Genomic DNA, 23,995 nt, shown 5'->3' on the forward strand with positions numbered 1-23,995 from the left:
GGGTGGAGCTCACCGTCCGCTACTTCGCCGGCGCCCGCGCGGCCGCCGGACGACCCGAGGAGACCGCATCCGCCGGCGTATCACTGGACGAACTCCTCGATGACCTGTCCGCCCGGCACGGCGAACGCCTCGCGGTGGTGCTGAAGGCGGCGAGTTTCCTGGTCGACGGTGTGGCCTGTCATGATCGACGGGCACTGTTGCCGGCCGGGGTGACGGTGGACGTGCTGCCGCCCTTCGCGGGCGGCTGAGGGGGGCACACGTGCTGGCGATGGCGACATTCCTGGGCTTCGTCGTGCTCGTGATCGGCCTGATCCACTTCTACCTGTGGAAGCGGCTGGTCCGGGACACCACGCGCCCCGGGCGGTGGCGCCGGGCCGGTGGCGTGGCGATCGCGGCGCTGGCGGTGCTCGTACCGGTGACCATGGCGGGCACCCGCAACGGCTGGTACTGGCTGGCCTGGCCCGGCTACCTCTGGGTCGCGCTCATGTTCTACCTGCTGGTGCTGCTGCTGGTGCTGGAGGTGCCGACCGCCGTGGTCCGGCTCGTGCTGCGCCGGCGGGCCCGCGCGGCGGTCGCCGCCGGTCCGGAGCCGGAGCCCGCGCTCGTCGGCGCCGCGACGGCGGAGGGTGCGACGCCGCCGCCTGTCGACAGCACCGACGCGCCGCCGCCCGGCACCCACGCGCCGGACCACGACCCCTCCCGGCGCTTGCTGCTCGCGCGCGGGGCGGCGATCTTCGCCGGGCTCACCGCCGCCGGCGTCACCGGGTACGGCGTCCGCACCGCGATGGGCCCGCCGCAGCTCGACCGGGTGCAGATCCCGCTGGCCAAGCTGCCCCGGAGCATGGACGGCCTGCGTATCGCCACCGTCTCGGACATCCACCTCGGGCCGCTGCGCGGCAGGGCGCACACCGAGCAGATCGTCGCGATGATCAACCGGATGGACGCCGACCTGGTCGCGGTGGTCGGTGACCTGGTCGACGGCACGGTGGCCGAGCTGGGTGAGGCCGCCGAGCCGCTGCGCGACCTGCGGTCCCGGTACGGCAGCTTCTTCGTCACCGGCAACCACGAGTACTACTCGGGCGTGGAGGAGTGGGTCCGCGAGGTGGACCGGCTCGGCCTGCGCGTGCTCCAGAACGAGCGGCAGGAGATCCAGGCCCGGGGCGGTGTGCTGGACCTCGCCGGGGTGAACGACGTGAGCGCCGCCGGCACCGGGGTGGCCGCGCCCGCCGACTACGCCGCCGCCCTCGGTGACCGCGACCCGAGCCGGCCGGTGGTGCTGCTGGCGCACCAGCCGGTGGCCGCGCAGGAGGCGGCGAAGTTCGGCGTCGACCTGCAACTCTCCGGGCACACGCACGGCGGCCAGATGGTGCCGTTCAACCTGGCGGTGAAGCTCGAACAGCCGGTGGTCTCCGGTCTCGGCGAGGTCGACGGCACGAAGGTCTACGTCACGAACGGCGCCGGCTTCTGGGGCCCGCCGGTGCGGGTGGGCGCGCCTCCCCAGGTGACGCTCGTCGAGCTGCGCGCGCAATAGCGTGCATGGGCCGCCGAGTCCAGCACCGCATTGCTCAGGTCACCCGTACGCGTGGCGACGGGCGGGCGGTGGACCGGACGTGACAGGATGCGGCGTGCCTCCGTTCAGCGCCGCACCCCCCGGTGGCCTCCCGCCGTACGTCGCGGATCTGCACATCCACTCGAAGTACTCCCGCGCGTGCAGCCGCGACCTGACCCTGCCGAACCTGGCCTGGTGGGCCCGGCGCAAGGGCATCGGCGTGCTCGGCACCGGCGACTTCACCCATCCCGCCTGGTACGACCACCTGCGGGAGACGCTGCATCCGGCCGAGCCGGGCCTGTACCGGCTCTCGCCCGAGGCGGAGCGGGACGTGGCCCGTCGATTGCCGCCCCGGCTCGCCAGTGAGGCGGAGGCCGACCCGGTCCGGTTCATGCTGAGCGTGGAGATCTCCACGATCTACAAGCGCGACGACCGGACGCGCAAGGTGCACCACCTGATCTACCTGCCGGACCTGGACGCGGTGGCCCGGTTCAACACCGCGCTGGGCCGGATCGGCAACCTCGGCTCGGACGGCCGGCCGATCCTCGGGCTGGACTCCCGCGACCTGCTGGAGATCACGCTGGAGGCGAGCCCGGACGGCTACCTGGTGCCCGCGCACATCTGGACGCCGTGGTTCTCCGCGCTCGGCTCGAAGTCCGGCTTCGACGCGATCGCCGACTGCTACGCGGATCTGGCCGAGCACATCTTCGCGGTGGAGACCGGCCTGTCGTCCGACCCGGAGATGAACTGGCGGGTCGGCAGCCTGGACCGCTACCAGCTGGTGTCGAACTCGGACGCGCACTCGCCGCCCGCGCTGGCCCGGGAGGCGACGGTCCTGACCGCCGCCCGCGACTACTTCGCGATCCGCGAGGCGCTGCGTACCGGTGACGGGCTCGCGGGCACGGTGGAGTTCTTCCCGGAGGAGGGCAAGTACCACGCCGACGGGCACCGTCTGTGCGGCGTGAACTGGTCGCCGGAGCGGACCCGTGAGGCAGGCGGGCGCTGCCCGGAGTGTGGCAAGCCGCTCACGGTGGGCGTACTCAGCCGGGTGGAGGAGCTGGCGGACCGACCGGTGGGGCACCGTCCGGCGCACGCGCGCGAGGTGACGCATCTGGTGCCGCTGGCCGAGATCCTGGGTGAGTTGAACCGGGTCGGCGCGCGGTCGAAGAAGGTAGAGGGCAAGCTCAACGAGCTGATCGCCGCGCTCGGCCCGGAGCTGGAGATCCTGACGCGCACCCCGATCGAGGAGATCGGTCGCGTCGGCGGCGAGCTGCTCGCTGAGGGCATCGGCCGGCTGCGGCGCGGCGACGTGCGCCGGGTGCCGGGCTACGACGGGGAGTACGGCGTGATCACGCTGTTCGACCCGGCGGAACTGGGCGCTCCGGGTGCCCGGGCCGGGCAGGAGACGCTGTTCGACGTACCGGTGCCCGCGCAGCGGCGGCCCGCGGAGCCGGCACCGAAGCCGAAGGCCAAGCGCCCGGCGGCGGCCCGGCCGGAGCCGAAGCGCACGCCGCCGCCGGCGCCCCCGATCGCGCCGCCGCCGTCTCCGCACGAGCCGTTCGAGCCGATGCTCGCCGGGATGGAGGAGGTCGGCACCGGCCTGCTGGACCGGCTGGACGCGATGCAGCGGGTGGCCGCGTCGGCGCCGGGTGGCCCGCTGCTGATCGTGGCCGGTCCGGGCACCGGCAAGACGCGGACGCTCACCCACCGGATCGCGTACCTGTGCGCGGAGCTGAACGTCTTCCCCGACCAGTGCCTGGCGATCACGTTCACCCGGCGGGCGGCCGAGGAGCTGCGGCACCGGCTGGACGGGCTGCTCGGCCCGGTCGCCGAGGACGTCACAGTCGGCACGTTCCACTCGCTCGGCCTGACCGTGCTGCGGGAGAACGCGGCGGCGGCCGGGCTGCCGGCGGACTTCCGGATCGCCGACGACGCGGACCGGGCGGCGGCGCGTGCCGAGGCCGGTGACGACGACGAGCGGTACGTGGCACTGCTGCGCAAGCGGGACCTGGTCGACCTGGACGAGCTGCTGACGCTGCCGGTGGCCCTGCTGAAGGGCGATCGGAAGCTGGTCCGGGAGTACCGCGAGCGGTGGAAGTGGATCTTCGTCGACGAGTACCAGGACGTCGACGCGGTCCAGTACGACCTGCTGCGGCTGCTCAGCCCGCCGGACGGGAACCTGTGCGCGATCGGTGACCCGGACCAGGCGATCTACTCGTTCCGGGGCGCCGACGTGGGCTACTTCCTGCGCTTCTCGCAGGACTTCACCGACGCCCGGCTGGTCCGGCTGAACCGCAACTACCGCTCCTCGGCGCCGATCCTGGCCGCCGCCGTGCAGGCCATCGCGCCGTCGTCGCTGGTGCGCGGCCGTCGTCTCGACCCGGCCCGGCTCGACCCGGAGGCGCCGCTCGTCGGCCGGTACGCGGCGAGTTCCGCCTACGACGAGGCCGACTTCGTGGCCCGTACCGTGGACGAGCTGGTCGGCGGCCTGTCCCACCGTTCGCTCGACTCGGGGCGGATCGACGGGCGGACCACCTCGCTGTCCTTCTCCGACATCGCGGTGCTGTACCGCACCGACGCGCAGGCCGCGCCGATCGTGGACGCGCTGGCCCGGGCGAACATCCCGGTGCAGAAGCGCTCGCACGACCGGCTGCGCGACCGTCCCGGCGTACCGGCGATCGCCCGCGAGCTGCGCCACGCCGGGCTCGACGGTTCGCTCGCCGCCCGGGTACGCCAGGCCGGGCAGATCCTGGCCGAGCGCTTCGCGGTGCCCACGCTCGACGGCTCCGGCGCGGTACGCCCCGAGGACGTCCGCACGGCGGTCGACCTGCTCACCCCGCTGGCCCGGCGCTGCGGCGAGGACCTGGACCTGTTCCTCAACCAGCTCGCCACCGGCGCGGAGGTGGACGCGCTGGACCCGCGCGCCGAGGCGGTCACGCTGCTCACGCTGCACGCCGCGAAGGGCCTGGAGTTCCCGGTGGTGTTCCTGGTCGGCGCCGAGGACGGTCTGCTGCCGCTGCGCTGGCCCGGCGCCGAGCCGGACGACGACGCGGTGGCCGAGGAGCGGCGGCTGTTCTTCGTCGGGTTGACCCGGGCACAGGACCGGCTCTACGTCAGCCATGCGGGCCGGCGCGCCCGGCACGGCGCGGAACGCGACACCCGCCCGTCGCCGTTCCTCGGCGTGATCGACCCGGCGTTGTTCGAGCGCCTGGACGCGACCGAGCCCCGCCGTCCGAAGGACCACCAGCTCCGGCTGATCTGACCGGCGCGGGTCCGGCGGGCCACGAACGCCGGGCCAGGCCCGCACGATTCAGGTGAGGACGGCGGCGAGCCACGCGCCGCCGAGCAGCGCCGGTCCGAACGGCACCGGCGTGTCCCGGCGTACCCGGCCGGCGGCGAGCAGGACGAGCACCGCGACTCCGGCGAGCACGTGCGGCAGGAGCAGCCCGAGCCGCAGCGCCGGCCAGCCGAGCCAGCCCAGCGGCAGTCCGAGTGCGGCGGCGAGCTTCACGTCGCCGAAGCCGAGCCGGGCGCGGGGCAGCAGGGCCAGCAGCGCGTACCCGATGAGGGAGAGCGCGGCCCCGGCCACGGCGACGGCCAGGCGGCGCGGTTCGCCGGTCGCCGCCGTCGCAGCGGTGAGGCCGAGCCCGCCGCCGAGCGCGACCACGCCGACGAGCGGGTCGGGCAGCCGCAGCGCGGTCAGGTCGGTGACCGTGAGGACCAGCCCGGTGGCGGCGACCAGCAGCAGCGCGGGCAGTGCCGGGTCGGCGCCCCTGGTGGCGGCGAGCCCGCCGAACACCACGACGCCGACCAGGGCGAGCGTGCTCCGGCGCGGAGCGCCGCCAGGGGGCACCGTGACGAGCGACCGGCCGACCGGCACAGCCGCCCACCCGGCCGCCGCACCGAGCAGGGCGATCCCCGTCACCAGCAGCACCGACACGGCCGGGACGCTACCGCCGGGCGGGCTCCCCGGCCGTCCCGTTGACGGCTGGTGGCGGGGAACGGCGGGGTCGCTCGGTGCTCACCACCACCGCCACGCCGACCACGATGACCGCGCCGCCCATCAGCACCTGCGAGGTGATCGGTTCGGCGACGAACAGCGCGCCGAGTATCACCGCGACCACCGGGTTCACGTACGCGTACGTGGAGACCAGGGAGATCGGCGCGTGGGCGAGCAGCCAGACGTACGCGGTGAAGGCGACGAGCGATCCGGCCACCATCAGGTAGGCCATCGCCGCCCAGGACCGTCCGGTCACGTCCGCGAAGGAGAAGCCGCGCAGCTCACCCCGGGCCACGCCGACGAGCGCGAGCACCGCAGCGCCCGCGACCATCTCGTAGACGGTGGCCACGAACGGGTCGGCGGGCATCCGGATCTTCCCGGACAGGTACGAGCCGACCGACCAGCTCGCCGCCGCGGCGACCACGGTCAGCGCGCCCGCGACCGGCACGCCGTCGACGCCGTCGCGGGGCAGCACGAGCAGGACCAGGCCGGCGAAGCCGAGCGCCACCCCGAGGAACGTCCAGGGTCGTGGCCGGTCCCCGCCTGCCGTCCGCAGCAGCACCACGAGCAGCGGCACGGTGGCGACGAGCAGCGCCGCCACCCCGGACGGTACGGCGGTCCCGGGCGGGCCGGACTCGGCGAGCACCACCAGACCGTTGCCGCCGGCGAGCAGCAGCACGCCGATCAGCGCGGCCGAGCCGACGCGGTGCGCGGGCACCCGCAACGCGCCGGGTCCGCGTCGCAGGCGCAGCACGACCGCGAGCACCACCGCGGCGGCGGCGAACCGCATGGCAGCGGAGATCAGTGGCGGCAGGGACTCGACGGCGACCCGGATGCCCAGGTATGTCGAGCCCCACAGCAGGTAGACCAGCACGAGGGCGGTCCAGATCAGCGCGGTGCGGGCCGGCGGCATCGCGGAATCGACGACGTTCGTCGCACTCGTGGGGCGTGAGCTCATCGTCTGACCACGCTACGGTGACCACGGCGTCGGCGTCCCCAGTTGGTGGCCGGCCTCTCAGCACTGGCGTACGCAGGAGGCGTTCATGTCGAACTTCGGTCCACCGGGCGGCGGCTCTCCCGACCCCTGGGGACGGCCCGACGACGGCTACGCCCCGCAGCCCGACCCCCGCTACGCCCCGCAGGGCGATCCGCGTTACGCCCCGCAGCCGGATCCGCGGTACGGCCCGCCGGGCGCGCGGCCGTACGGCCCGCCCGCCGACCAGTACGGTCCGCCCGACCAGTACGGGCCGCCTGCCCAGCAGCACGGGCCCGCCGACCGGTACGGCCCGCCGGCCGATCAGTACGGGCCGCCGACGCAGCGCTTCGAGCCGGGCCCGGCCTGGTCCCCGCAGCAGGGTCATCCGGGTGACCCCTATGCCGGGCCGCAGTACGGGGGTGGTCAGCCGCCGTACGCCGAGCCGGCGCCGCCGAAGCGCGGGAAGGGCCCGCTGCTGGTGGTGGTGATCGTGCTGGCCGTGCTGCTGCTGGGCGGCGCCGGGGCGTACTGGATGCTGGGCCGGGACGAGCAGACGCCGACCGGCGGCACGACGGCCGCCACCCCGCCGGTAGCGGATCCGACCGGCGAGGCCGTGCCGCCGAGCGAGCCGGCCGACACGACGCCCACGACGGCGGCTCCGGCCTCGTCGACCGATCCGCGTTTCGTCAAGGCGGGCCAGTGCGTCGCCAACGAGGGTGGCGGTGGCCAGCCGAAGCTGGTGATCGCCGACTGCGCCCCGAAGACGTACGAGGTGCTGCGCCGCATCGACGGCGCGACGAGCGGCAAGAAGGACGCGGAGGCGAAGTGCGGGAAGGTGGCCGGTTACACCGACTGGTACTTCTTCGACAGTGAGCTGGACACGCTCGACTTCGTGCTCTGCCTGAAGCGCCGCTGACCCTGTCCGCCTGTCGGTAACCAAAACTAGGGCTGTCTAGCATCCACGCTAGACAGCCCTAGTTTTGTATCGAGGCCGACACGCGGTAGCCGCCTCTACGCGCATCTAGCCTGGTCACTAGAGAACCCGATACTGTGCGATTCGTGGATCCGGTCCGCAACCCGTACGCACCGGGCGCCGGCCAGCGCCCGCCCGAACTCGCCGGGCGGGGGCGGGAACTGGACGTCTTCGACGTGGTGCTGGAACGGATCGCCCGCGGTCGCCCCGAACGCAGCCTGATGCTCACCGGCCTGCGGGGAGTCGGCAAGACGGTCCTGCTCAACACGCTGCGTTCCGAGGCGATCAACCATCTCTGGGGCACCGGCAAGATCGAGGCCCGGCCGGACCAGTCACTGCGCCGCCCGATCGCCGCCGCGCTGCACATGGCGGTCCGCGAACTGGCACCCCGGCACCGCGCACCGGACCGGATCGACGCGTTCCTCGGCGTCCTCAAGGCGTTCGCGCAGCGCTCCGCCCCCACCGGACGGGGCGGCGCGGCACCCAGGCTGCGCGACCGCTGGCAGCCCGGCATCGACGTACCGGCGAGCAGCGGCCGCGCCGACTCCGGCGACATCGAGATCGACCTGGTCGAACTGCTCAGCGACGCGGCGGCGGTCGCCACCGACGTCGGCACCGGCATCGCGATCTTCATCGACGAGATGCAGGACGTCGGCGCCGAGGACGTCTCCGCGCTCTGCGCCGCCTGCCACGAGCTGTCCCAGCTCGGTGCGCCGCTGATCGTCGTGGGCGCGGGCCTGCCGCACCTGCCGGCCGTGCTCAGCGCCGCCAAGTCGTACTCCGAGCGGCTCTACCGCTACCAGCGCATCGACCGGCTCGACCGGATCGCCGCCGACCAGGCGCTCTGCGCGCCGGCCGAGCGGGAGGAGGTCGAGTACGAGCAGAAGGCGCTCGACCTGCTCTACGAGAAGTCCGGCGGCTATCCCTACTTCGTCCAGGCGTACGGCAAGGCCACCTGGGACCACGCGCCCCGCTCCCCGATCACCTCGGCGGACGTCCGGGTCGCCGCGCCCGAGGCGGAGGCCGAACTGGCGGTGGGGTTCTTCGGCTCCCGGTTCGAGCGAGCCACGCCTGCCGAACGCGAGTACATGCGCGCGATGGCGACGCTGGCGCTGGTGGACGGCGAGGAGGGCGGCCGGGACGACATGGACGCGGCGGTGCCGACCGCCGAGATCGCCCGCGCGCTCGGCCGCAAGCCGGCCAGCCTCTCCCCGGCGCGTGACGCGCTGATCAAGAAGGGGCTGATCTACTCCGGCGAGCGGGGGACCGTGGCGTTCACCGTGCCGCACTTCGGCCGCTACCTGCGTACCCAGCCCGCCTGACCGCTGCTCGTGAAACGGCCTCAGACCCGCGACCACGGTGGCGGGAAGACCACCTCGCCGGCCGGCGGTGGCGGCTCCCCGCTCGCCGACGGCGGCAGCACCAGCGCCTGCCACGGCTCCCCCAGCCCGGACCAGGGACTGGTCAGGCCCAGCCGGTCCGCCGGGCCGAACCCGAACCGCCGGTAGTAGGCCGGGTCGCCCAGCACCACGACCAGCCGCTCGCCCAGCTCGGTCGCGGCGTCCAGTGCCGCCTGCACCGCCGCCGTGCCGTGCCCCAGCCGCTGCCGGTGCCGCGCCACCGCCACCGGCCCGAGGGCCAGCGCCGGCCAGGTGCCGCGTTCGGTGCGCACGCCGACGCGTGTGAGCAGCGCGTACGCCACCACCTCGCCGCCGTACTCGGCGACCATGGCCAGCTCCGGAATCCACGCCGGGCTGTGCCGCAGTTCCTCGACCAGGCCGACCTCCGGTGGGGTGGCCACGTCGGGACGGGCGAAGGCGGCGGCCAGCACCCGGGCCACCGGCGCCTCGTCGGCGGGGCCCTCCGGGCGTAGTCGCAGCGTCGTCACCCGCGCGACCTTACCGAACGCGACCGGTCCATCCGCGACGGTCGCTGAAATCGATACCGTTCGGACGTCCACGTCGGCCGATACCTTTCGTGTGTTGCGGGGATGACGACGCCCCCGACGGGGTAAGACTGAGCCATGAAGCCCGTGCGCTCCCTCGCCCGAGTCATGTTGAGCGGCATCTTCGTGGTCAGCGGCGCCCGCAACCTGCGCAACCCGGAACGTCTGGTGCAGGCCGCGGAACCGGTCACCGGGAAGGTCGCCCCGCTGATCCAGAACGTGCACCCCCGTATCCCCACCGACACGGTCTCGCTGATCCGGGCCAACGCCGCCACCCAGCTCGTCGGCGGCCTGATGCTCGCCACCGGCCGGTTCACCCGCCCGGCCGCGCTGGTGCTCGCGGGCACGCTGATCCCGACCACCGCCGCCGGGCACGCCTTCTGGAACAACGACGACCCGGCCGCGCGCAACAACAACCAGATCCACTTCCTGAAGAACCTCGGCCTGCTCGGCGGCCTCCTCCTCGCCGCCGCCGACACCGAGGGCAAGCCGGGCCTGCGCTGGCGCGCAGGCCACCGGATCGACCACTCGCGCCGGTCGGTCACGCGCGCGGTCCGCACCGCCCGTCGCGAGGCGAAGATCGCCGTACGCTCCGCGGCGACCGCCCGTCGCATGCCCGGCTGACAAGCGTTCTCGTACGGCCACCACCCCCCGCAAGGCCACCAATCACCTGAACCGTCCGAGACCCGTTAACGCGGTGGAAATGTCAAAAACACGTGTGGGATCGGACACGGTCGCGTAACGCGGGAGGCAGCAACGTGAGGCGCCGTTCTAGGCTCCGTTCTGGACCTGGACGGGTACGACGACCTTGGTACGGGGGTGGCCACGCCATGCCGACGACAGTCGGTAGACGGACCAACCGCCTCGCCCCGACCTCCCGCGTCGACCGCCGGATCGTCGTGCGTCTCGGCGTCGTCGCCGCCGTGTCGTACGCCGCGTGGCTCGCCATCGGCGCTTTCGGACGGCCGTACAACTTCTTCGACATGAAGATCTACCACGGCGCGGTGCTGTGGTGGGCCGGCGGCAACGAGCTGTACGACTTCGTCGCGCCGTCGACCACGCTGGGTTTCACCTACCCGCCGTTCGCCGCCCTGGTCATGCTGCCGATGACCTGGCTGCCGGTGGACGGTGCCGGCTTCGTCAACGCGCTCGCCAGCATCGGCGCGCTCGCCGTCGTCCTCGCCGCGCTGCTACGCCCCATCGTGGACCGCCTCGGCTGGCCACTCTGGTTCACCGCCGGCATCGCCACCCCGCTCGCCGTCGCCATCGAACCGTCCCGGGAGACGCTCGGCTACGGGCAGGTCAACCTGCTGCTGTTCGCACTGATCATGGCGGACATGGTAGGCCTGCGCTGGCGGGCCAAGCGGGGCACCCACTACGAGACGGCCGACTCGCCGCTGGCCCGGTTCGTCTACAGCGGTGCCTGGGCCGGCGTGGGCATCGGTCTCGCCACAGCGGTCAAGCTCACCCCGGCGCTGTTCGTGGCCTACCTGATGCTCACCCGGCAGTGGCGGGCCGCGCTCACCGCTGTGGGCACCACGATCGGCGTGACCATCGCGACGTTCGGTGTGCTCGGTGAGGAGTCCCGCGCGTACTTCACCGGCGTGCTCTGGCAGACCGAGCGGGTCGGCGCGGCGGACATGACAGCCAACCAGTCCCTCGCCGGTCTGCTGGCGCGGCTCTACGACTCGATCGAGACGCCCGGCTTGCTCTGGCTGGCGTTCTCGGTGCTGATCCTGGCGCTGGGCCTGTCCCGGGCGATGAGCGCCCGCGCCGACGGCGACGAGTTGACCGCGTTCACGCTGGTCGGGCTCACCGCCAACGTGATCAGCCCGATCTCCTGGTCGCACCACCTGATCTGGGTCATCCCGTCGATCATCGTGCTGGCCGACGCCGCGGTACGCCGCCGCGAAGCCAGCCGCGGCCTGCCCCTGCGCGGCACCGGCGGCCCCTCGGCAAACGGTGTGCCGGCGCTGCGCCCACCGATCTGGTACCCGACGTTGACCGGCCTGCGCCACGGCGTCGGCGCGCTCGGGCTCTACCTGCTGTTCCTGATCTCACCCATCTGGCCGTACGAGCACCAGCTCCCCGAGGTGTCCCACTACCAGGACGGCCTGTTCGGCGCGCTGATGGAGAACTCCCTGGCTATCGCGCTGATCGTGCTCGTCGCGGCGCTGCCGTGGCGTCCCGGCGCCGAGCCGGCGTTCTACCACGAGCGGCTGGGCCGCACCGCCGCGCTCGCCGGCCGACGCTGAGCCGGCCGGTTCAGGGGCAGTTCACCCACTCCTCGGTGCCGTCGTCGAAGACCTGCCGCTTCCAGATCGGCAGCCGCGCCTTCACCTCGTCGACCAGCCGGGCGCAGGCGGCGAACGCGGCCGCGCGATGCGCCGTGCTGACCGCCGCCACCAGCGCCACGTCCCCGATCTCCAGCGGGCCGATCCGGTGCGACACCGCCACCGCGTACACCTGCGGGTCGGCCGCGATCTCGGCCGCCACCTCGCGCAGCACCGCCTCGGCGGTGGGGTGGCCCTCGTACTCCAGCCGGGTGACCGCCCGCCCGTGGTCGTGGTCGCGGACCACGCCCTGGAAGGACACCACCGCACCGGCCCGGCGGTCGGCGACCGCCGCCTCGTGTTCGGCCAGGTCGAGCGGCCGGTCGGTCACCGCGCCGAGCACCACGCCTGCTTCCACTGTCACGACGTCTCCCGTCGGCTCGTCCGTCGCGCTCACCCGAACCGCTCCCCGGGGGTCAACGGCAGCGGCACGAGCGGCACCCGATCGCCGGCCGCGCCGCTGGTGCCGGGCCGGATCACCGCGAACCCGTCCGCGCCGGCCAGCCCGCGCAGCATCGCCGAGCCGACGTGCCGCACCGGGTACGCGGTGCCGGCGACGCGGTCCCAGCGGGCCAGCGCCAGATGGGTGTAGTCGCCGCGCCCGGGAATCGGCTCGGCCAGCGTCACGTGCGGGAGCACCGGCATCTGCCGGCCGGTGAGACCCGCGAGCAGGGGCGCGACGAGCGACACCAGCGCCACCACCGCCGACTGCGGGTTGCCGGGCAGGCCGGCCACGAACCGCACCCGCCCGTCGCCGTCCACCAGCCGGGCGAGCAGCATCGGAAAGCCCGGACGCACCGCCACCGTGTTCACCACGTAGTCGGCGCCGAGCGCCTCCAGCGTCGGGTGCAGGTGGTCGACCGGGCCGTGCATGGTGCCGCCGGTCGTGCAGACCAGGTCGGCGTTGGCGAGCGCGCCCCGAAGCGCCGCCACGTGCGCGGGCAGCGTGTCGGCGACCGGGCCGACCACGTCGGCGGCGCGTACCTGGCAGCCGTAGCGGCGCAGCCAGGCCGGCACCGACGGGCCGAGCGCGTCGCGGACCCGGCCCGCGCCGGGCGGACCCGAGGTGAGCAACTCGTCGCCGAAGACCAGCAGCGCGGCCCGGGGTGGGCGGCGGACCCGCAGCGTGTCGTGCCCGCAGGAGGCGGCCAGGCCGATCACCGCCGGGTCCACCGGCGTGCCGGCGGGCAGCAGTTCCTCCCCGAGGTACGCCTCCTCGCCCGGCTCCCGCCACTCCGGCGCCGGGCGGGGCGTGCCGGCCACCAGGCCGTCCGCCGTCCGCGTCGACTCCTCGATCCGCAGGATCGCCGTCGTGCCCTCGGGGACCATCGCGCCGGTGGCGATCTCCACCGTGCTGCCGTCGGCCTCCAGCGGAGGTGCGGTCTGCCCGGCGAGCACCCGCCCGGCGACGCGCCACGGCCCCGCGCCGCGTACCGCCCAGCCGTCCACGCTGGAGGTGGGGAACGCCGGCAGGTCGGTACGTGTGGTCAGCGGCTCGGCCAGGGTGTGCCCGTCGGCCTCGGCCAGCGGCCGGGCCACCGCGGGGAGCGCGGCGGACAGGCCCACCGCGTACACCCGGGAGCGGGCCTCCTCCCACCCGGCCGGTGGTGGCGTGCCCGCCTCGGCCGCGGCGGCTTCGGTTTCCGTGCTCATCCGGCGAGCCTAACGCCGGGGCACGTGCCTCGCGGGTTCAGTGGTCGCCGCCGCGAAGCTGGTCGACGGCGTGCCGCAGGATCGGCCCGAGCACCGCCAGACCGTCCCGGGCGCCGCCGCGTGAACCGGGCAGGTTGACCACGAGCGTCCGGCCGGCCACCCCGGCCAGGCCCCGGGACAGCGCCGCCGTCGGCACGGTGTCGCGGCTGTGCGCGCGGATCGCCTCGGCGATGCCGGGAATCTCGTAGTCGAGCAGCGCGCGGGTCACGTCGGGCGTGCGGTCCGTCGGGGTGATGCCGGTGCCGCCGCTGGTCAGCACCACGTCGACGCCGTCGGCGCGGGCCGCGCGCAGGGCGTCGCCGACCGGTTCGCCGTCCGGCACCACCACCGGGTCGTCGACCTCGCACCCCAACTCCCGCAGCCCGGTCACGAGCAGTGGGCCGCTGGTGTCCTCGTAGACCCCGGCGGCGGCCCGGTTCGACGCCACGATCACCCGGGCCCGGATCACGGCCGGTCCTCCGGCCGGACCCACTCGCCGGTCTTGCCGCCCTCCTTGCGGAGCACCCGGACGGCGTCCACCGACGCGGCCGGGTCGACCGCCTTCACCATGTCGACAAGGGCCAGCCCGGCGACTGCCACCGCGGTCAGCGCCTCCATCTCCACGCCCGTGCGGTCGGCGGTCTTCGCGGTGGCGGTGATCTCCACCGTGTCGGCGGTGAGGTCGAGGTCGACTGTGACGCCGTGCAGCGCGATCGGGTGGCAGAGCGGGATCAGGTCGGGGGTGCGCTTGGCGCCCATGATGCCGGCGAGCCGGCCGACGGCGAGCGCGTCGCCCTTGGGCAGGCCGTCGCGGCGCAACAACTCCACCACTTCGGCGGTGGTGCGGAGGCGGCCGGCGGCGACCGCGAGCCGGCCCGAGACCGGCTTGGCGGAGACGTCGACCATCCGGGCCGCACCGGCCGGGTCGACGTGGGTGAGCTGCGCGGGTTCGGTCACGGCCCGACCCTATCCGCCGGGTACGACGCCGCGGGTGCTCCGGCCGGCGGCGGGGAGGAGCGTCGTGTCGGGTGCGCGTGCACGACGCCCCTCCCTCACCTGCCCACCGCCGATTCGCTGGGGGGAACTGGCGGTGGGGACCTCGTTCGGCCGGGTCCGCTCTGGCGCTGAACCCTCCCCGTGGCCGATGCCCGGGACGCTAACGAACGCCGCGATAAGAAATCGATAAGCCGGTTCAGGCAGGCGTCTCGGCGAGCTGTCGGCGCAGGTCGTGGCGCTCGGGCGCACCCATCCGCTCGAAGATCGCCAGCGCGCGCTGCCGGTACCGTCGTGCCTGCGCCGGCTCCTTTTCCACCAGGTGTCCGGCCAGGCCGTCGAGGGCGCGGGCCTGCTCGTACGGATGGCCGATCCGGGTGGCGATGGCGAGTGCCTCCTCGAAGACGGCCACCGCCTCGGCGGCTCGCCCCGTGGCTCCCAGGGTGACGGCCAGCTCGTTGCGTGCCCGGGCCTGGACGTCCCGCTCGCCGGACGCGGCGGCGGCCTCGATGGCGGCCTCGTGGTGCCGCAGCGCGTCGTCGTAGCGGCCGAGTTGCCGGTAGGTGCCGGCGAGGTCGCTGAGCGTCTCGGCACGGCCGAAGCCGTTGCCGGTGCGATCCCGGAGCGCGAGCGAGGCTCGGAGCAGGCGCTCCGCCGCGGCGTTCTGTCCCAGGCGGTATCTGAGGCCACCGAGATGCCCCAGTGCGTTCGACATGTGGAACGGATCCTGCTTGATCCGGGCGGCGAAGAGGTGTAGCCGATGGACCGCCATCGACTCGTCGTAACGACCGAGGTGGCGCAACGTGAGGCCGAGGTTCGGCAGGACCGGAAGGGTGTCCAGCGCGTAGCTGCGCAGCGTCATGCGGTTGGCTTCGAGCGACTGGTGGAGTCGCCCGGTCAGCCAGTGCACGGCGCCGAGGTTGAACCGTGCCCGCTGCGCGCCCGATTCGTCACCGAGCCCGGTGAGGATCGACACCACCTCGTGCAGGTGTGCCGAGGCGTCCTGGTAGGCGCCGGTGCGTACGCACGCCGAGGCGAGATAGTTGTGCATGAGGGCCACGGCGTGCCTGTCCCCGCACCGCTGGGCGGCGACGAGACCCACCGCGTGCGTGGCCGATATGTCGTCGAAGTAACCGCGAATGTAGAAGAACCGCCAACCGGCGCGAGCCAGGCGCCACGCCATCGGTTCATGGCCCTGGTCAGCCGCCTGACGGACGAAGGCGTCCAGGTTCGACCGCTGTTCCTCCAGCCAGTCCAGGTCGCGGTCGACGCGTCCGGCGAGCAGATCCGGTCGAAGCGGTTCTCCGAGCCGCAGGTGCTGCGCGAGCACCCGGCCGTCCTCGATCGACGCGGACGCCCGCACCACCGAGTGCAACACGTGATCCAGCAGGTTCCGGATCGCCGGTCGTCCGGTCGTCGGCTCGTCCTCCTGCCGGGCCAGTTCGGCGGCGTAACGCCTCATCAGGTCATGCAGGCGATACCGGCCGGCCGAGGTCTCCTGCACGAGGTGACGGTCCACCAGTTCGTCGAGGACGTCCGCCGCGTCCGGCAGGGGCAGGTCGGTCAGGGCTGCCACCATGGCGGTGTCGAGGTGGTTCCCGGCCGCCAGCCCGAAGGATCGGAAGGCTTTCCGGCACGCCTCGTCGAGCGGCTCGTACGACTCGGCGAACGCCTCTATCACGCTTCGCGCCTCGGCACGGAGACCGGGGAGGAAGATCGACCTGTGGCTCAACCTGTCGACAAGGTCGGAGATCCGCCAGTCGGGCCGATGTGCCAGCCGGGTGCCGGCCAGTCTGACGGCGAGCGGGAGGCAGCCGCAGATGTCGACCAGTTGTCGCGCGGCCTCCGGCTCGGCCGCCACCCGGCCGCTCCCGATGAGGGTGGCGAGCAGTTCGAGCGCCTCGGCCTCGGTGAGGACGGCGAGGGACACCGGCGGTCGTTCGGTGAGTGCCAGCAGGCGCCGCCGGCTGGTGACGAGGAAGACGGCCGATCCGGAGACGGGTAGCAGCGGCTCGACCTGCCGGCTGTCGGCGGCGTTGTCGAGCACCACCAGCACCGAGCGCGCGGCCAGTTCGCGCCGCCACATCTCCTGCCGGTCGGGCAGTTCCAGCGGTATCCGGCCAGTCGGCACACCCAGTTGGCGAAGCAGCGTGTCCAAGGCCGCCGCGGGCCGCATCCGGGTTCGCACGCTGTGTCCCCGAAGGTCGACGAAGAGCTGCCCATCGGGGAAGCGCTCGGTCGACCGGGCGGCCACGTGCAGGGCGAGAGTTGTCTTGCCGCAGCCCGCCATGCCGTCGATCACCCGAATCGTCGGGCCGGAGCCGGGCGCCTCGCGCACTTCGCGCAACAATCGATCGACCGTTTCCTCCCGGCCGACGAAATCCATCACTGTCCGGGGCAACCAATTGCGCTTATGCGCTGCACTCCGGATCGCTTCCACCTCGTGCGCCGATTCCGGAATCCGGCGCCGGGCCCGGGCCGCGACCATGCGAAGTCGCTCCATCTCCGCGCTCGGCGACACGCCGAGCTGGTCGGACAACGCCTCGCGAGTGGCGCGGTAGACGGCGAGGGCGCCTCCCGGGTCACCCACTTGGATGAGCGCGCGCATCAGGAGACACTGCGCCCGCTCGCGCAGCGGCTGATGCGAGACGTGGTCACGCAGTAACGACACCGCTGATTCAGGGCGTCCGAGGCTGAGATACGCCTCGGTCAACAGTTCCAGCGCCGCCTGGCGTTCCTCACTGACGGCCTCGCGCTGAACGGCGAGCGCCGGCCCCAGCGCCAAGCCGGCGAGCAGCGGGGCCGCCGCGTCGACCACCTCGACGAGCACGGAGGCCGCATGCGCGGCCTCCCCGTCGCGCATCAGATCCCGGGCACGGCGCAAGTGGAAGTTAAATCGGTGAAGATCGATCAGACCTGCGTCGATGAGGAGTCGGTAACCGCCCGGTTCCCGGACGATCCTCGGCGCGTCGCCCGCACCCGAGTCGAGGCTCCGACGCAGATTGGCGGCGTAGGTCCGGACGTTCGCGACAGCCGACCGAGGTGGCGCGTCCGGCCACAGCTCGTCCACCAGGTCGTGCAGCGTGACCAACTGGTTGGCCCGTACGGCGAGTAGCGCGAACACCAACTGCTGCTTGGGGGTTCCAAGCGGAAGGTCCACGGCGCCGAGCCGTACCGCCAGACCCCCGAGTACCCGGATTTCCACGCTGCTGTTCCAGCCTCGGTCGGCAACCTGCCCACCGGAGCGACAGCGTAATCGATTCGTCACAAAGGCGTCGCCCCGGCTCAGACGCTGGGCGGACAGCCGGTCGTCGCCCTCGTCCGACACGGCTGCCGAAGTGGCCCGAAGCACGGTTGTAATGTTTCGCCGCCGAGGCGACGCTACTGACGGACTGAGTGGTCTCGTGCTATTCGATGCATTCAGCGACGGCGCGGGTACCCAAAGGAGACAGCCTGGCTTCGCTCTGCAAGCACGCCATGGACAGAACGTCATTTAAGCTGCAATAGTTACTTATATTGCGCATACCGACATTAATTCTTTCAGACCCACTCGAATATCCCCTAATCTGCCCTCAGTCAGCAAGGCGCGGAAACGCACCGAGAAGGCATAGGGCAGCCGGCGGCAATGCGCGGCAGCGGATCGAAGTAACGACTTCAGTCCGTGACCATTCCGCCCCGGAGCGATATTCGAGGAGGGCAGCACAATGCGCAGCACCGAATGGGGATGAGTTTCCCGGACCCGGGTGAGGCGGTAGGCTGCCGCTCATCGCATACCGACGGTGAGCGGCGGGTGACGCGGGTTGAGCCGAACCACAGAAAGCCGAACGGCTGTGGACCCGCACCTGCGCGGGATTGTCTACACGTTGGTCGCGGGGGCGACGATCGTCGCCCTCACCGCGATCTACTCCGCCCGTACGCAACACCCCGACTCCGCACGTGACTTCGTCACCGTCATCGCACTCGTCGTCACGGTGACGCTGGCCACCGTCATCAAGACCCGTCTGCGGATCCGCTCCACCACCTTCTACTTCGCCTGGGTCGAGACCGCGATCGTCATCGGCCTCGCCGTCGCTCCACCCTCGTGGGTCGTCCTGGCCACCGGGATCGGCGTGGCGTGCGGATCAGTCACCCGCCTGGCACCCATCAAGGTGGCATTCGCCATCGCGAAGCACACCCTGGTGGCCGGCGGAGCCACTGTCGCCACCCTGCTGCTGGGAAGCACCTGGCCGCCTCGGGAGCCACTCGGCATCGTCCTGCTGCTGGGGTTCGTCTACCTGGTGGCCGCCGTCCTCGACGACGTCCTCGCGATCCCGGTTATCGCGCTCGCCTCCCGCACGCCGATCCTCCAGCAGTTCCGCGACGACCTCGACCTGCGGCTCGCCGGATTCGGCCTGCGCTTCCTGGTGGCCGCCAGCACCGTACTCATCCTGCGGGTCGACCCCCGCCTGTTGCCCGCCGTACCCGCGCTGGTGCTCAGCCTGCACCTGGCCTACTCCAGCCGGATCCGCACCCGCACCGAGCAGCAGGCATGGCAGCGCCTGGCCCGCGCCACCGACGCCCTCAACGTGGTCGACCTCGACCAGGTGCTCACCACAGCGGTCACCGAGGCCAGCGAACTCTTCTCCGCCGACGAGGTCGAGATCGAACTGCGCGACGGCGGACGCACCATCCGGGGCAACGGCACGGACATCGCCTACGACGGAACAGCCCCCCGGCCCAGCGCCGTCGACGGTCAGATCATGCCGATCGTGCTGGAGGGCCACGACCGCACCGACGACGTCGGCGTGCTGCGGCTGCGGTTCGCCGGCCCGGTCGAGCTCTCCGAACGCGAGCAGTACACCCTGCGTACCTTCGCCTCCGCCCTCTGCACCGCGGTCCGCAACGCCCAGGCGTACGCCGAACTCGCCCGCATCGCCGAGGACCACGCCTACGCCGCCACCCACGACGCCCTCACCGGCCTGTCCAACCGGCGGCACCTGCTCGACGAGGGCAGCGCCCAGCTCACCAGCCGGCACGCCGACGGCGTCACCGCCCTGGTGCTGATCGACCTCAACCACTTCAAGGAAGTCAACGACACCCTCGGGCACGGCGCCGGCGACCAGGTGCTGATCCAGGTCGCCGAACGCCTCCGCGGCGCGGCACGCCCCGACGACCTGGTCGCCCGGCTCGGCGGCGACGAGTTCGCCGTACTCCTGCGCGGCCTGCCCGCCCCCGCCGTCGCCGCCCACCGCGCCGAGGCCCTGCTCGCGGCGCTGCACGACCCGCTCGACCTCGACGGCATGCGGATCAGCGTGGAAGCCAGCGGCGGCATCGCCGTCGCCCCCGCCACCGGCGGCATGGCCGAACTGCTGCGCCGCGCCGACGTCGCCATGTACCAGGCCAAACGCGCCGGCCAACGCGTCGCCACCTACGCCCCGGCCCGCGACACCGCCGACCTGAGCCGGCTCACCCTCGGCGGCGAACTGCCCCGCGCCGTCGCCGACCACGAGTTCACCGTCAACTTCCAGCCCATCGTCGACCTCGGCAGCGGCGAGGTGATCGGCGCCGAGGCACTCGCCCGCTGGCACCACCCCACCCACGGGCTCATCGACCCGCTGCGCTTCCTCGAAGCGGTGGAACGCTCCGGGCTGCTCCCCGCCTTCGCCGAGGCGATCCTCGACCAGGCCCTCATCGCCGCCGGCTCCTGGCGCGACGCCGGCTTCGACCTGCCCGTCTCGGTGAACGTGTCCCCACGCAGCCTGCTCGACGCCCGCTTCCCCGGCGCCGTACTGGCCCGGCTACGCGCCCACGACCTCCCGCCGGACCGGCTCGTCCTGGAGCTGACCGAGACGCTCACCCTCAGCCAGCTCGACGTCGTCGACCGCGTCCTCAGCCGGCTGCGCGACTCCGGCGTCCGGCTCGCGCTCGACGACTTCGGCACCGGATACTCGTCGCTCTCCCTGCTCTCCCGCATCCCCGTACACGAACTGAAGATCGATCGCAGCTTCGTCGGCGCCATGGAGACCGCGCCCGAAGCCGCCGCCGTCATCCGCTCCACCCTCGACCTCGGCCGCAGCCTCGACCTCACCGTCGTCGCCGAAGGCGTGGAGAGCGAACCGCAACGCCGCGCGCTCTGGGAACTCGGCTGCGCCGCCGGGCAGGGCCACCTGTTCGCCCGGCCACTGCCCGCCGCCGCGCTGCTCGCCGCCCTCCAACGCGGCAACGGCGGCCGGACCGGCGCGCTCGCACCCGCGCTGCACGACACCGGCGCCGTCATCCGCCTCCCCGGCCGCCGCACCGGCCGTACCCGCCCGGCACCCCCCGCCGCCAGCGACGCCCGGCAACCCTGACCCGGCCGGGGCACCCCGCCGGTCTGCCACACTGGCCCGCGTGACCGCCCACGCCGACCCGGCAACCCCCGTCTCCCGCCGCTGGTCGGCACTCGACACCGCCGCCGGCGGCCTCGCCCTCGACCTGGGCCTCTACGCCGCCGCCACCGTCTTCGCCGCGATCACCGCCGCCACCTCCACGCTGCCGCCGCACCGCGCCTGGGGCACCGTCGCCACCATCGGGTACGCCCTCGCCACGCTCGCCGCGACCACCCAACTGCTCGCCCGCCGCCGCGACCCCGGCACACCCCTGGCCGGCCTGCCCGCACGCTGGACCGTCGCCGGCCTCACCTGGGCCGCCACCGCGCTCCTGCCGGTCGTCACGCAGAGCATCGAACGCGCCGGCGGACGCACCGACCGCGCCCAGGAGGAGGTGATCGTCGTCGAACACGCCGGCGCCCGCCTCGCCGAACACGGCACCCCCTACCTCGGACCCGACGCCATCGCCGCCCTGCCCCCCGCCGAACAACTCCTCGGCTACACCCCCTACCAGCCCGGCATGGCACTGTTCGGGCTGCCCCGAGCCGCCGTCGACGCCTGGTGGACCGACTCGCGCGTCTGGTTCGCCGTGGTCACCGCACTCACAGTCGTCGCCCTCGTCGCCACGCTGCGCGCCGGCGGCGGCCCGTCCGCACCCCGCCGCGACGCCGCCGTCCTGCGCGCCGTCCAGGCCGCCACCGTCCTGCCCGTCTGCGCGCTCACCCTCGCCACCGGCGGCGACGACCTCCCCGTACTCGCGCTCTGCCTCCTCGCCCTCGCGCTCGCCGCCGCCGGCCGACCCGGCCGGGCCGGCCTCGCGGTCGGCGCCGCCGGCGCCCTGAAGCTCTTCGCCTGGCCGGTCGCCGTCGTACTGATCGTCTGGGCCGCCACCCGCCGGGCCGCGCTCCGCACCGCCCTCGGCGCCATCGGCCTCCCCGTCCTCGCGCTGGTCCCGGTACTCCTCGTCGACCGCGACGCCCTCGTCGAGAACGTCCTGCGCTTCCCGCTCGGCCACGGCCTCGTCACCAGCCCCGCCCAGTCACCCTTCCCCGGGCACCTCATCGCCGAGACACTCCCGGCCGGCCGCGCCGTCGCCGCCGCGCTGCTCGTCGCCGCCGGCGGAGCCATCGCCGTCCGGCTGCTGCGCCGCCCGCCCCGCACCGCCGCCGCCACGGCCCTCATCTGCGGGTACGGGCTGCTCGCCGCGATCCTGCTGATGCCCTCCACCCGTTTCGGGTACCTGCTCTACCCGGCCGCCCTGCTCGTTCTCGCCCCCGCGCTGGCACTCACCCGACCGGACGACCCGGCGGCATTCCCGGCAACCGCCCCGCGCGACCCGGCCGGAAGGCGTACACCTGAGGAATGACCACCTACCGCGACCGGGCCGAAGCGGGACGTGAACTCGCCGAGCGACTCACCGACCTCGCCGGCCACCCCGACGTCATCGTCCTCGGCCTGGTCCGCGGCGGCGTACCCGTCGCCCGGGTGGTCGCCGACCGGCTCGGCGCCCCACTGGACGTCCTCGTCGTCCGCAAGCTCGGCGTGCCCTGGGCACCCGAGGTCGCGTACGGCGCACTCGGCCCCGGCGGCGTCCAGGTCCTCAACGACATGGTCGCCGACCGGATCAGCGACAACGACAGAGCCCAGGTCCGCCGCCGCGAACAGGCCGAACTGGAACGCCGCGAACAGCGCTACCGCGGCGGCCGCCCACCGCTCGACCTCACCGGCCGCACCGCCGTCATCGTCGACGACGGACTCGCCACCGGCGCCACCGCCCGCGCCGCCGCCCAGGTCGCCCGCCACCTCGGCGCCACCCGCGTCCTCGTCGCCGTCCCGGTCGGCTCCGAGCAGGCGTACGACATGCTCGCCGCCGACGCCGACACGGTCGTGACCTGCCAACTCCCGCACGACTTCGCCGCCGTCGGCGCGTACTACGAGGACTTCCACGAGGTCTCCGACGACGAGGTCACGCAGGCGCTGACCGCCACTGCGTGAAAACACCCGGTACCGTCGTTGTCATGCAGATGACCTGTCCCAAGTGCCGCGGAGAAATGCGCCAGTACGAGCGCAGCGGAGTAGTCATCGACCAGTGCGGCGAATGCCGGGGCATCTTCCTCGACCGCGGCGAGCTGGAAAAGCTGTTCGATGCCGAGGCCAACTGGAACCAGCAGCACGGCGGCACCCGGCAGGCCGCGCCCTCCGGAGCCGGCTACCCACCGCCCCCGCCGCCCCCGCCCGCCGCCGCGCCGCACCAGCCCGGCTACGGCGCCGTCCCCCCGCCTCCTCCGCCGCCGCCCGGCCACGGCTACGCGCAGCCCGCGTACGGCCACGGTCAGCAGCAGCACTACGGCTACCACGGCCACTACCGGCGCAAGAAGAAGCACGGCTTCCTCGGCGAACTGTTCGACTGACCGCCGGCCACGCGCACGCCGGGCCGGTGCACCGCATCGACCCGGCGCGCTCGTCGGCGTGCCGTGCCCGCCACACCGTGGCAGGCTGCTCGCCATGAGCCCGATCCGGCAGCACGAGGCGCTGGCCCAGGCGTACGACGGCATCACCGCCGTGGTCACCCCGCTCGACGACGCCGGCCTGCAACGGCCCACCCGCTGCCGCGGCTGGCTCGTCGCCGACCTGCTCTTCCACGTGCTCTGCGACGCCCAGCGCGCACTCGTCGCCCTGGCCAGCCCCGCACCCGGACCGGCCGACGTGGACGACGTCAGCTACTGGCGCGCGTTCACCTCCGGCGACGACGACGCGAGCGCGGGGCACGCCTGGTGGGCACGCCGCTCCGCCGCCGCCTTCGACCGGCCCACCGGCGTGGTCCGGCTCTGGTCCGACACCGCGCCCGCCGCCGTCCGCGCGGCCACCGCGGCCGACCCCGACGGGTACGTGACCACGCAGGGCCACGTGCTGCGCGTACCCCATCTGCTCGCCACCCTGACCACCGAGGCGGTCATCCATCACCTGGACCTGGTGGTGGACCTGCCGGACGCGCCGCGGCCGGCGGCGGATCCGACGCGGGTCGCGGTGACCACGATGGACGGTCTGCTCAGCGACGACGCGGTACGGCCGGCCGGATGGGACGACCACGACTACCTGCTGAAGGCGGCCGGGCGGGTGCCGCTCACCGACCGGGACCGGCTGGAGCTGGGCGAGGCCGCCGGCTGGTTCCCGCTGCTCGGCTGAC

At 73.4% G+C, this 23,995-nt stretch carries 20 protein-coding genes; 12 read left to right on the plus strand and 8 right to left on the minus strand.

Annotation, left to right across the window (positions count from 1 at the left end; all coding sequences use genetic code 11):
* Positions 1-2: 2 nt before the first annotated feature.
* The 3 genes from ACPCK6_RS04495 (at position 3) to ACPCK6_RS04505 (ending at position 4,811) form a co-directional block, all read left to right on the plus strand.
* On the plus strand, positions 3-248 hold the full coding sequence (locus ACPCK6_RS04495; RefSeq protein ID WP_396881836.1) for a MoaD/ThiS family protein: 246 nt from the start codon (positions 3-5) through the stop codon (positions 246-248).
* Positions 249-268: 20 nt separating this feature from the next.
* Positions 269-1,531 carry a metallophosphoesterase gene (locus ACPCK6_RS04500; RefSeq protein ID WP_423480403.1) on the plus strand — a complete coding sequence of 421 codons (1,263 nt, stop codon included), beginning with the start codon at positions 269-271 and terminating at the stop codon, positions 1,529-1,531.
* A gap of 94 nt (positions 1,532-1,625) precedes the next feature.
* Positions 1,626-4,811, plus strand: a complete 3,186-nt coding sequence (locus ACPCK6_RS04505) for a UvrD-helicase domain-containing protein (RefSeq protein ID WP_423480404.1) — start codon at positions 1,626-1,628, stop codon at positions 4,809-4,811.
* A 48-nt stretch (positions 4,812-4,859) separates the two neighbouring features.
* Here the strand turns inward: ACPCK6_RS04505 and ACPCK6_RS04510 are convergent, their stop codons facing one another.
* Entirely contained in the window at positions 4,860-5,489 is a 630-nt protein-coding gene (locus ACPCK6_RS04510) for a prepilin peptidase (RefSeq protein ID WP_423480405.1), read from the minus strand.
* Positions 5,490-5,499: 10 nt separating this feature from the next.
* The gene (locus tag ACPCK6_RS04515; RefSeq protein ID WP_423480406.1) at positions 5,500-6,507 is read right to left on the minus strand and encodes an EamA family transporter; all 1,008 of its coding nucleotides are present in this window, start codon (positions 6,505-6,507) and stop codon (positions 5,500-5,502) included.
* 490 nt (positions 6,508-6,997) lie between these two features.
* Here ACPCK6_RS04515 and ACPCK6_RS04520 point away from each other — a divergent pair, with 490 nt between their 5' ends.
* Positions 6,998-7,441 carry an LppU/SCO3897 family protein gene (locus tag ACPCK6_RS04520; RefSeq protein WP_423480421.1) on the plus strand — a complete coding sequence of 148 codons (444 nt, stop codon included), beginning with the start codon at positions 6,998-7,000 and terminating at the stop codon, positions 7,439-7,441.
* Between the two features lie 143 nt (positions 7,442-7,584).
* Positions 7,585-8,820 carry a DUF8462 domain-containing protein gene (locus ACPCK6_RS04525; RefSeq protein WP_423480407.1) on the plus strand — a complete coding sequence of 412 codons (1,236 nt, stop codon included), beginning with the start codon at positions 7,585-7,587 and terminating at the stop codon, positions 8,818-8,820.
* A gap of 20 nt (positions 8,821-8,840) precedes the next feature.
* Here ACPCK6_RS04525 and ACPCK6_RS04530 read toward each other — a convergent pair whose 3' ends face one another.
* Positions 8,841-9,386: a GNAT family N-acetyltransferase gene (locus ACPCK6_RS04530; RefSeq protein ID WP_120572552.1), complete on the minus strand. Its 546-nt coding sequence runs from the start codon at positions 9,384-9,386 to the stop codon at positions 8,841-8,843.
* A 135-nt stretch (positions 9,387-9,521) separates the two neighbouring features.
* On the opposite strand from ACPCK6_RS04530, the gene ACPCK6_RS04535 reads away from it, so the two are divergent.
* Together ACPCK6_RS04535 and ACPCK6_RS04540 are read left to right on the plus strand one after the other, a co-directional pair.
* Positions 9,522-10,067 carry a DoxX family protein gene (locus ACPCK6_RS04535; RefSeq protein ID WP_135242562.1) on the plus strand — a complete coding sequence of 182 codons (546 nt, stop codon included), beginning with the start codon at positions 9,522-9,524 and terminating at the stop codon, positions 10,065-10,067.
* A 206-nt stretch (positions 10,068-10,273) separates the two neighbouring features.
* Positions 10,274-11,698 (plus strand): glycosyltransferase 87 family protein, encoded by a 1,425-nt coding sequence (locus ACPCK6_RS04540; RefSeq protein WP_318336193.1) that lies wholly within the window; start codon positions 10,274-10,276, stop codon positions 11,696-11,698.
* Between the two features lie 10 nt (positions 11,699-11,708).
* On the opposite strand, the gene ACPCK6_RS04545 is transcribed toward ACPCK6_RS04540, so the two are convergent.
* The 5 genes from ACPCK6_RS04545 to ACPCK6_RS04565 all read right to left on the minus strand — a co-directional run bounded on the left by ACPCK6_RS04545 (position 11,709) and on the right by ACPCK6_RS04565 (position 17,813).
* Positions 11,709-12,134, minus strand: a complete 426-nt coding sequence (locus ACPCK6_RS04545) for a molybdenum cofactor biosynthesis protein MoaE (RefSeq protein ID WP_262013026.1) — start codon at positions 12,132-12,134, stop codon at positions 11,709-11,711.
* Positions 12,135-12,169: 35 nt separating this feature from the next.
* Positions 12,170-13,429, minus strand: coding sequence for a molybdopterin molybdotransferase MoeA (locus ACPCK6_RS04550; RefSeq protein ID WP_396881830.1), 1,260 nt, complete (start codon positions 13,427-13,429; stop codon positions 12,170-12,172).
* Between the two features lie 37 nt (positions 13,430-13,466).
* Positions 13,467-13,937 (minus strand): MogA/MoaB family molybdenum cofactor biosynthesis protein, encoded by a 471-nt coding sequence (locus tag ACPCK6_RS04555; protein WP_396881829.1) that lies wholly within the window; start codon positions 13,935-13,937, stop codon positions 13,467-13,469.
* Entirely contained in the window at positions 13,934-14,425 is a 492-nt protein-coding gene (gene moaC, locus ACPCK6_RS04560; protein WP_013289345.1) for a cyclic pyranopterin monophosphate synthase MoaC, read from the minus strand. Before moaC ends, ACPCK6_RS04555 begins: the two co-directional genes overlap by 4 nt.
* A gap of 235 nt (positions 14,426-14,660) precedes the next feature.
* Entirely contained in the window at positions 14,661-17,813 is a 3,153-nt protein-coding gene (locus ACPCK6_RS04565; protein WP_423480408.1) for an AfsR/SARP family transcriptional regulator, read from the minus strand.
* Between the two features lie 511 nt (positions 17,814-18,324).
* On the opposite strand from ACPCK6_RS04565, the gene ACPCK6_RS04570 reads away from it, so the two are divergent.
* The 5 genes from ACPCK6_RS04570 to ACPCK6_RS04590 all read left to right on the plus strand — a co-directional run bounded on the left by ACPCK6_RS04570 (position 18,325) and on the right by ACPCK6_RS04590 (position 23,994).
* Positions 18,325-20,790, plus strand: coding sequence for a putative bifunctional diguanylate cyclase/phosphodiesterase (locus ACPCK6_RS04570; protein WP_423480422.1), 2,466 nt, complete (start codon positions 18,325-18,327; stop codon positions 20,788-20,790).
* A 40-nt stretch (positions 20,791-20,830) separates the two neighbouring features.
* Complete coding sequence (locus tag ACPCK6_RS04575; protein WP_423480409.1) at positions 20,831-22,174, plus strand: glycosyltransferase 87 family protein; 1,344 nt, start codon at positions 20,831-20,833, stop codon at positions 22,172-22,174.
* On the plus strand, positions 22,171-22,803 hold the full coding sequence (locus ACPCK6_RS04580; protein WP_423480410.1) for a phosphoribosyltransferase: 633 nt from the start codon (positions 22,171-22,173) through the stop codon (positions 22,801-22,803). The genes ACPCK6_RS04575 and ACPCK6_RS04580 overlap by 4 nt, the downstream gene beginning before the upstream one ends.
* A 23-nt stretch (positions 22,804-22,826) precedes the next feature.
* Complete coding sequence (locus tag ACPCK6_RS04585; protein ID WP_423480411.1) at positions 22,827-23,219, plus strand: TFIIB-type zinc ribbon-containing protein; 393 nt, start codon at positions 22,827-22,829, stop codon at positions 23,217-23,219.
* 94 nt (positions 23,220-23,313) lie between these two features.
* Entirely contained in the window at positions 23,314-23,994 is a 681-nt protein-coding gene (locus ACPCK6_RS04590; protein WP_423480412.1) for a maleylpyruvate isomerase N-terminal domain-containing protein, read from the plus strand.
* Position 23,995: the final 1 nt, after the last annotated feature.

Source organism: Micromonospora sp. AB353, from assembly GCF_049538395.1.
GTDB lineage: Bacteria > Actinomycetota > Actinomycetes > Mycobacteriales > Micromonosporaceae > Micromonospora > Micromonospora aurantiaca.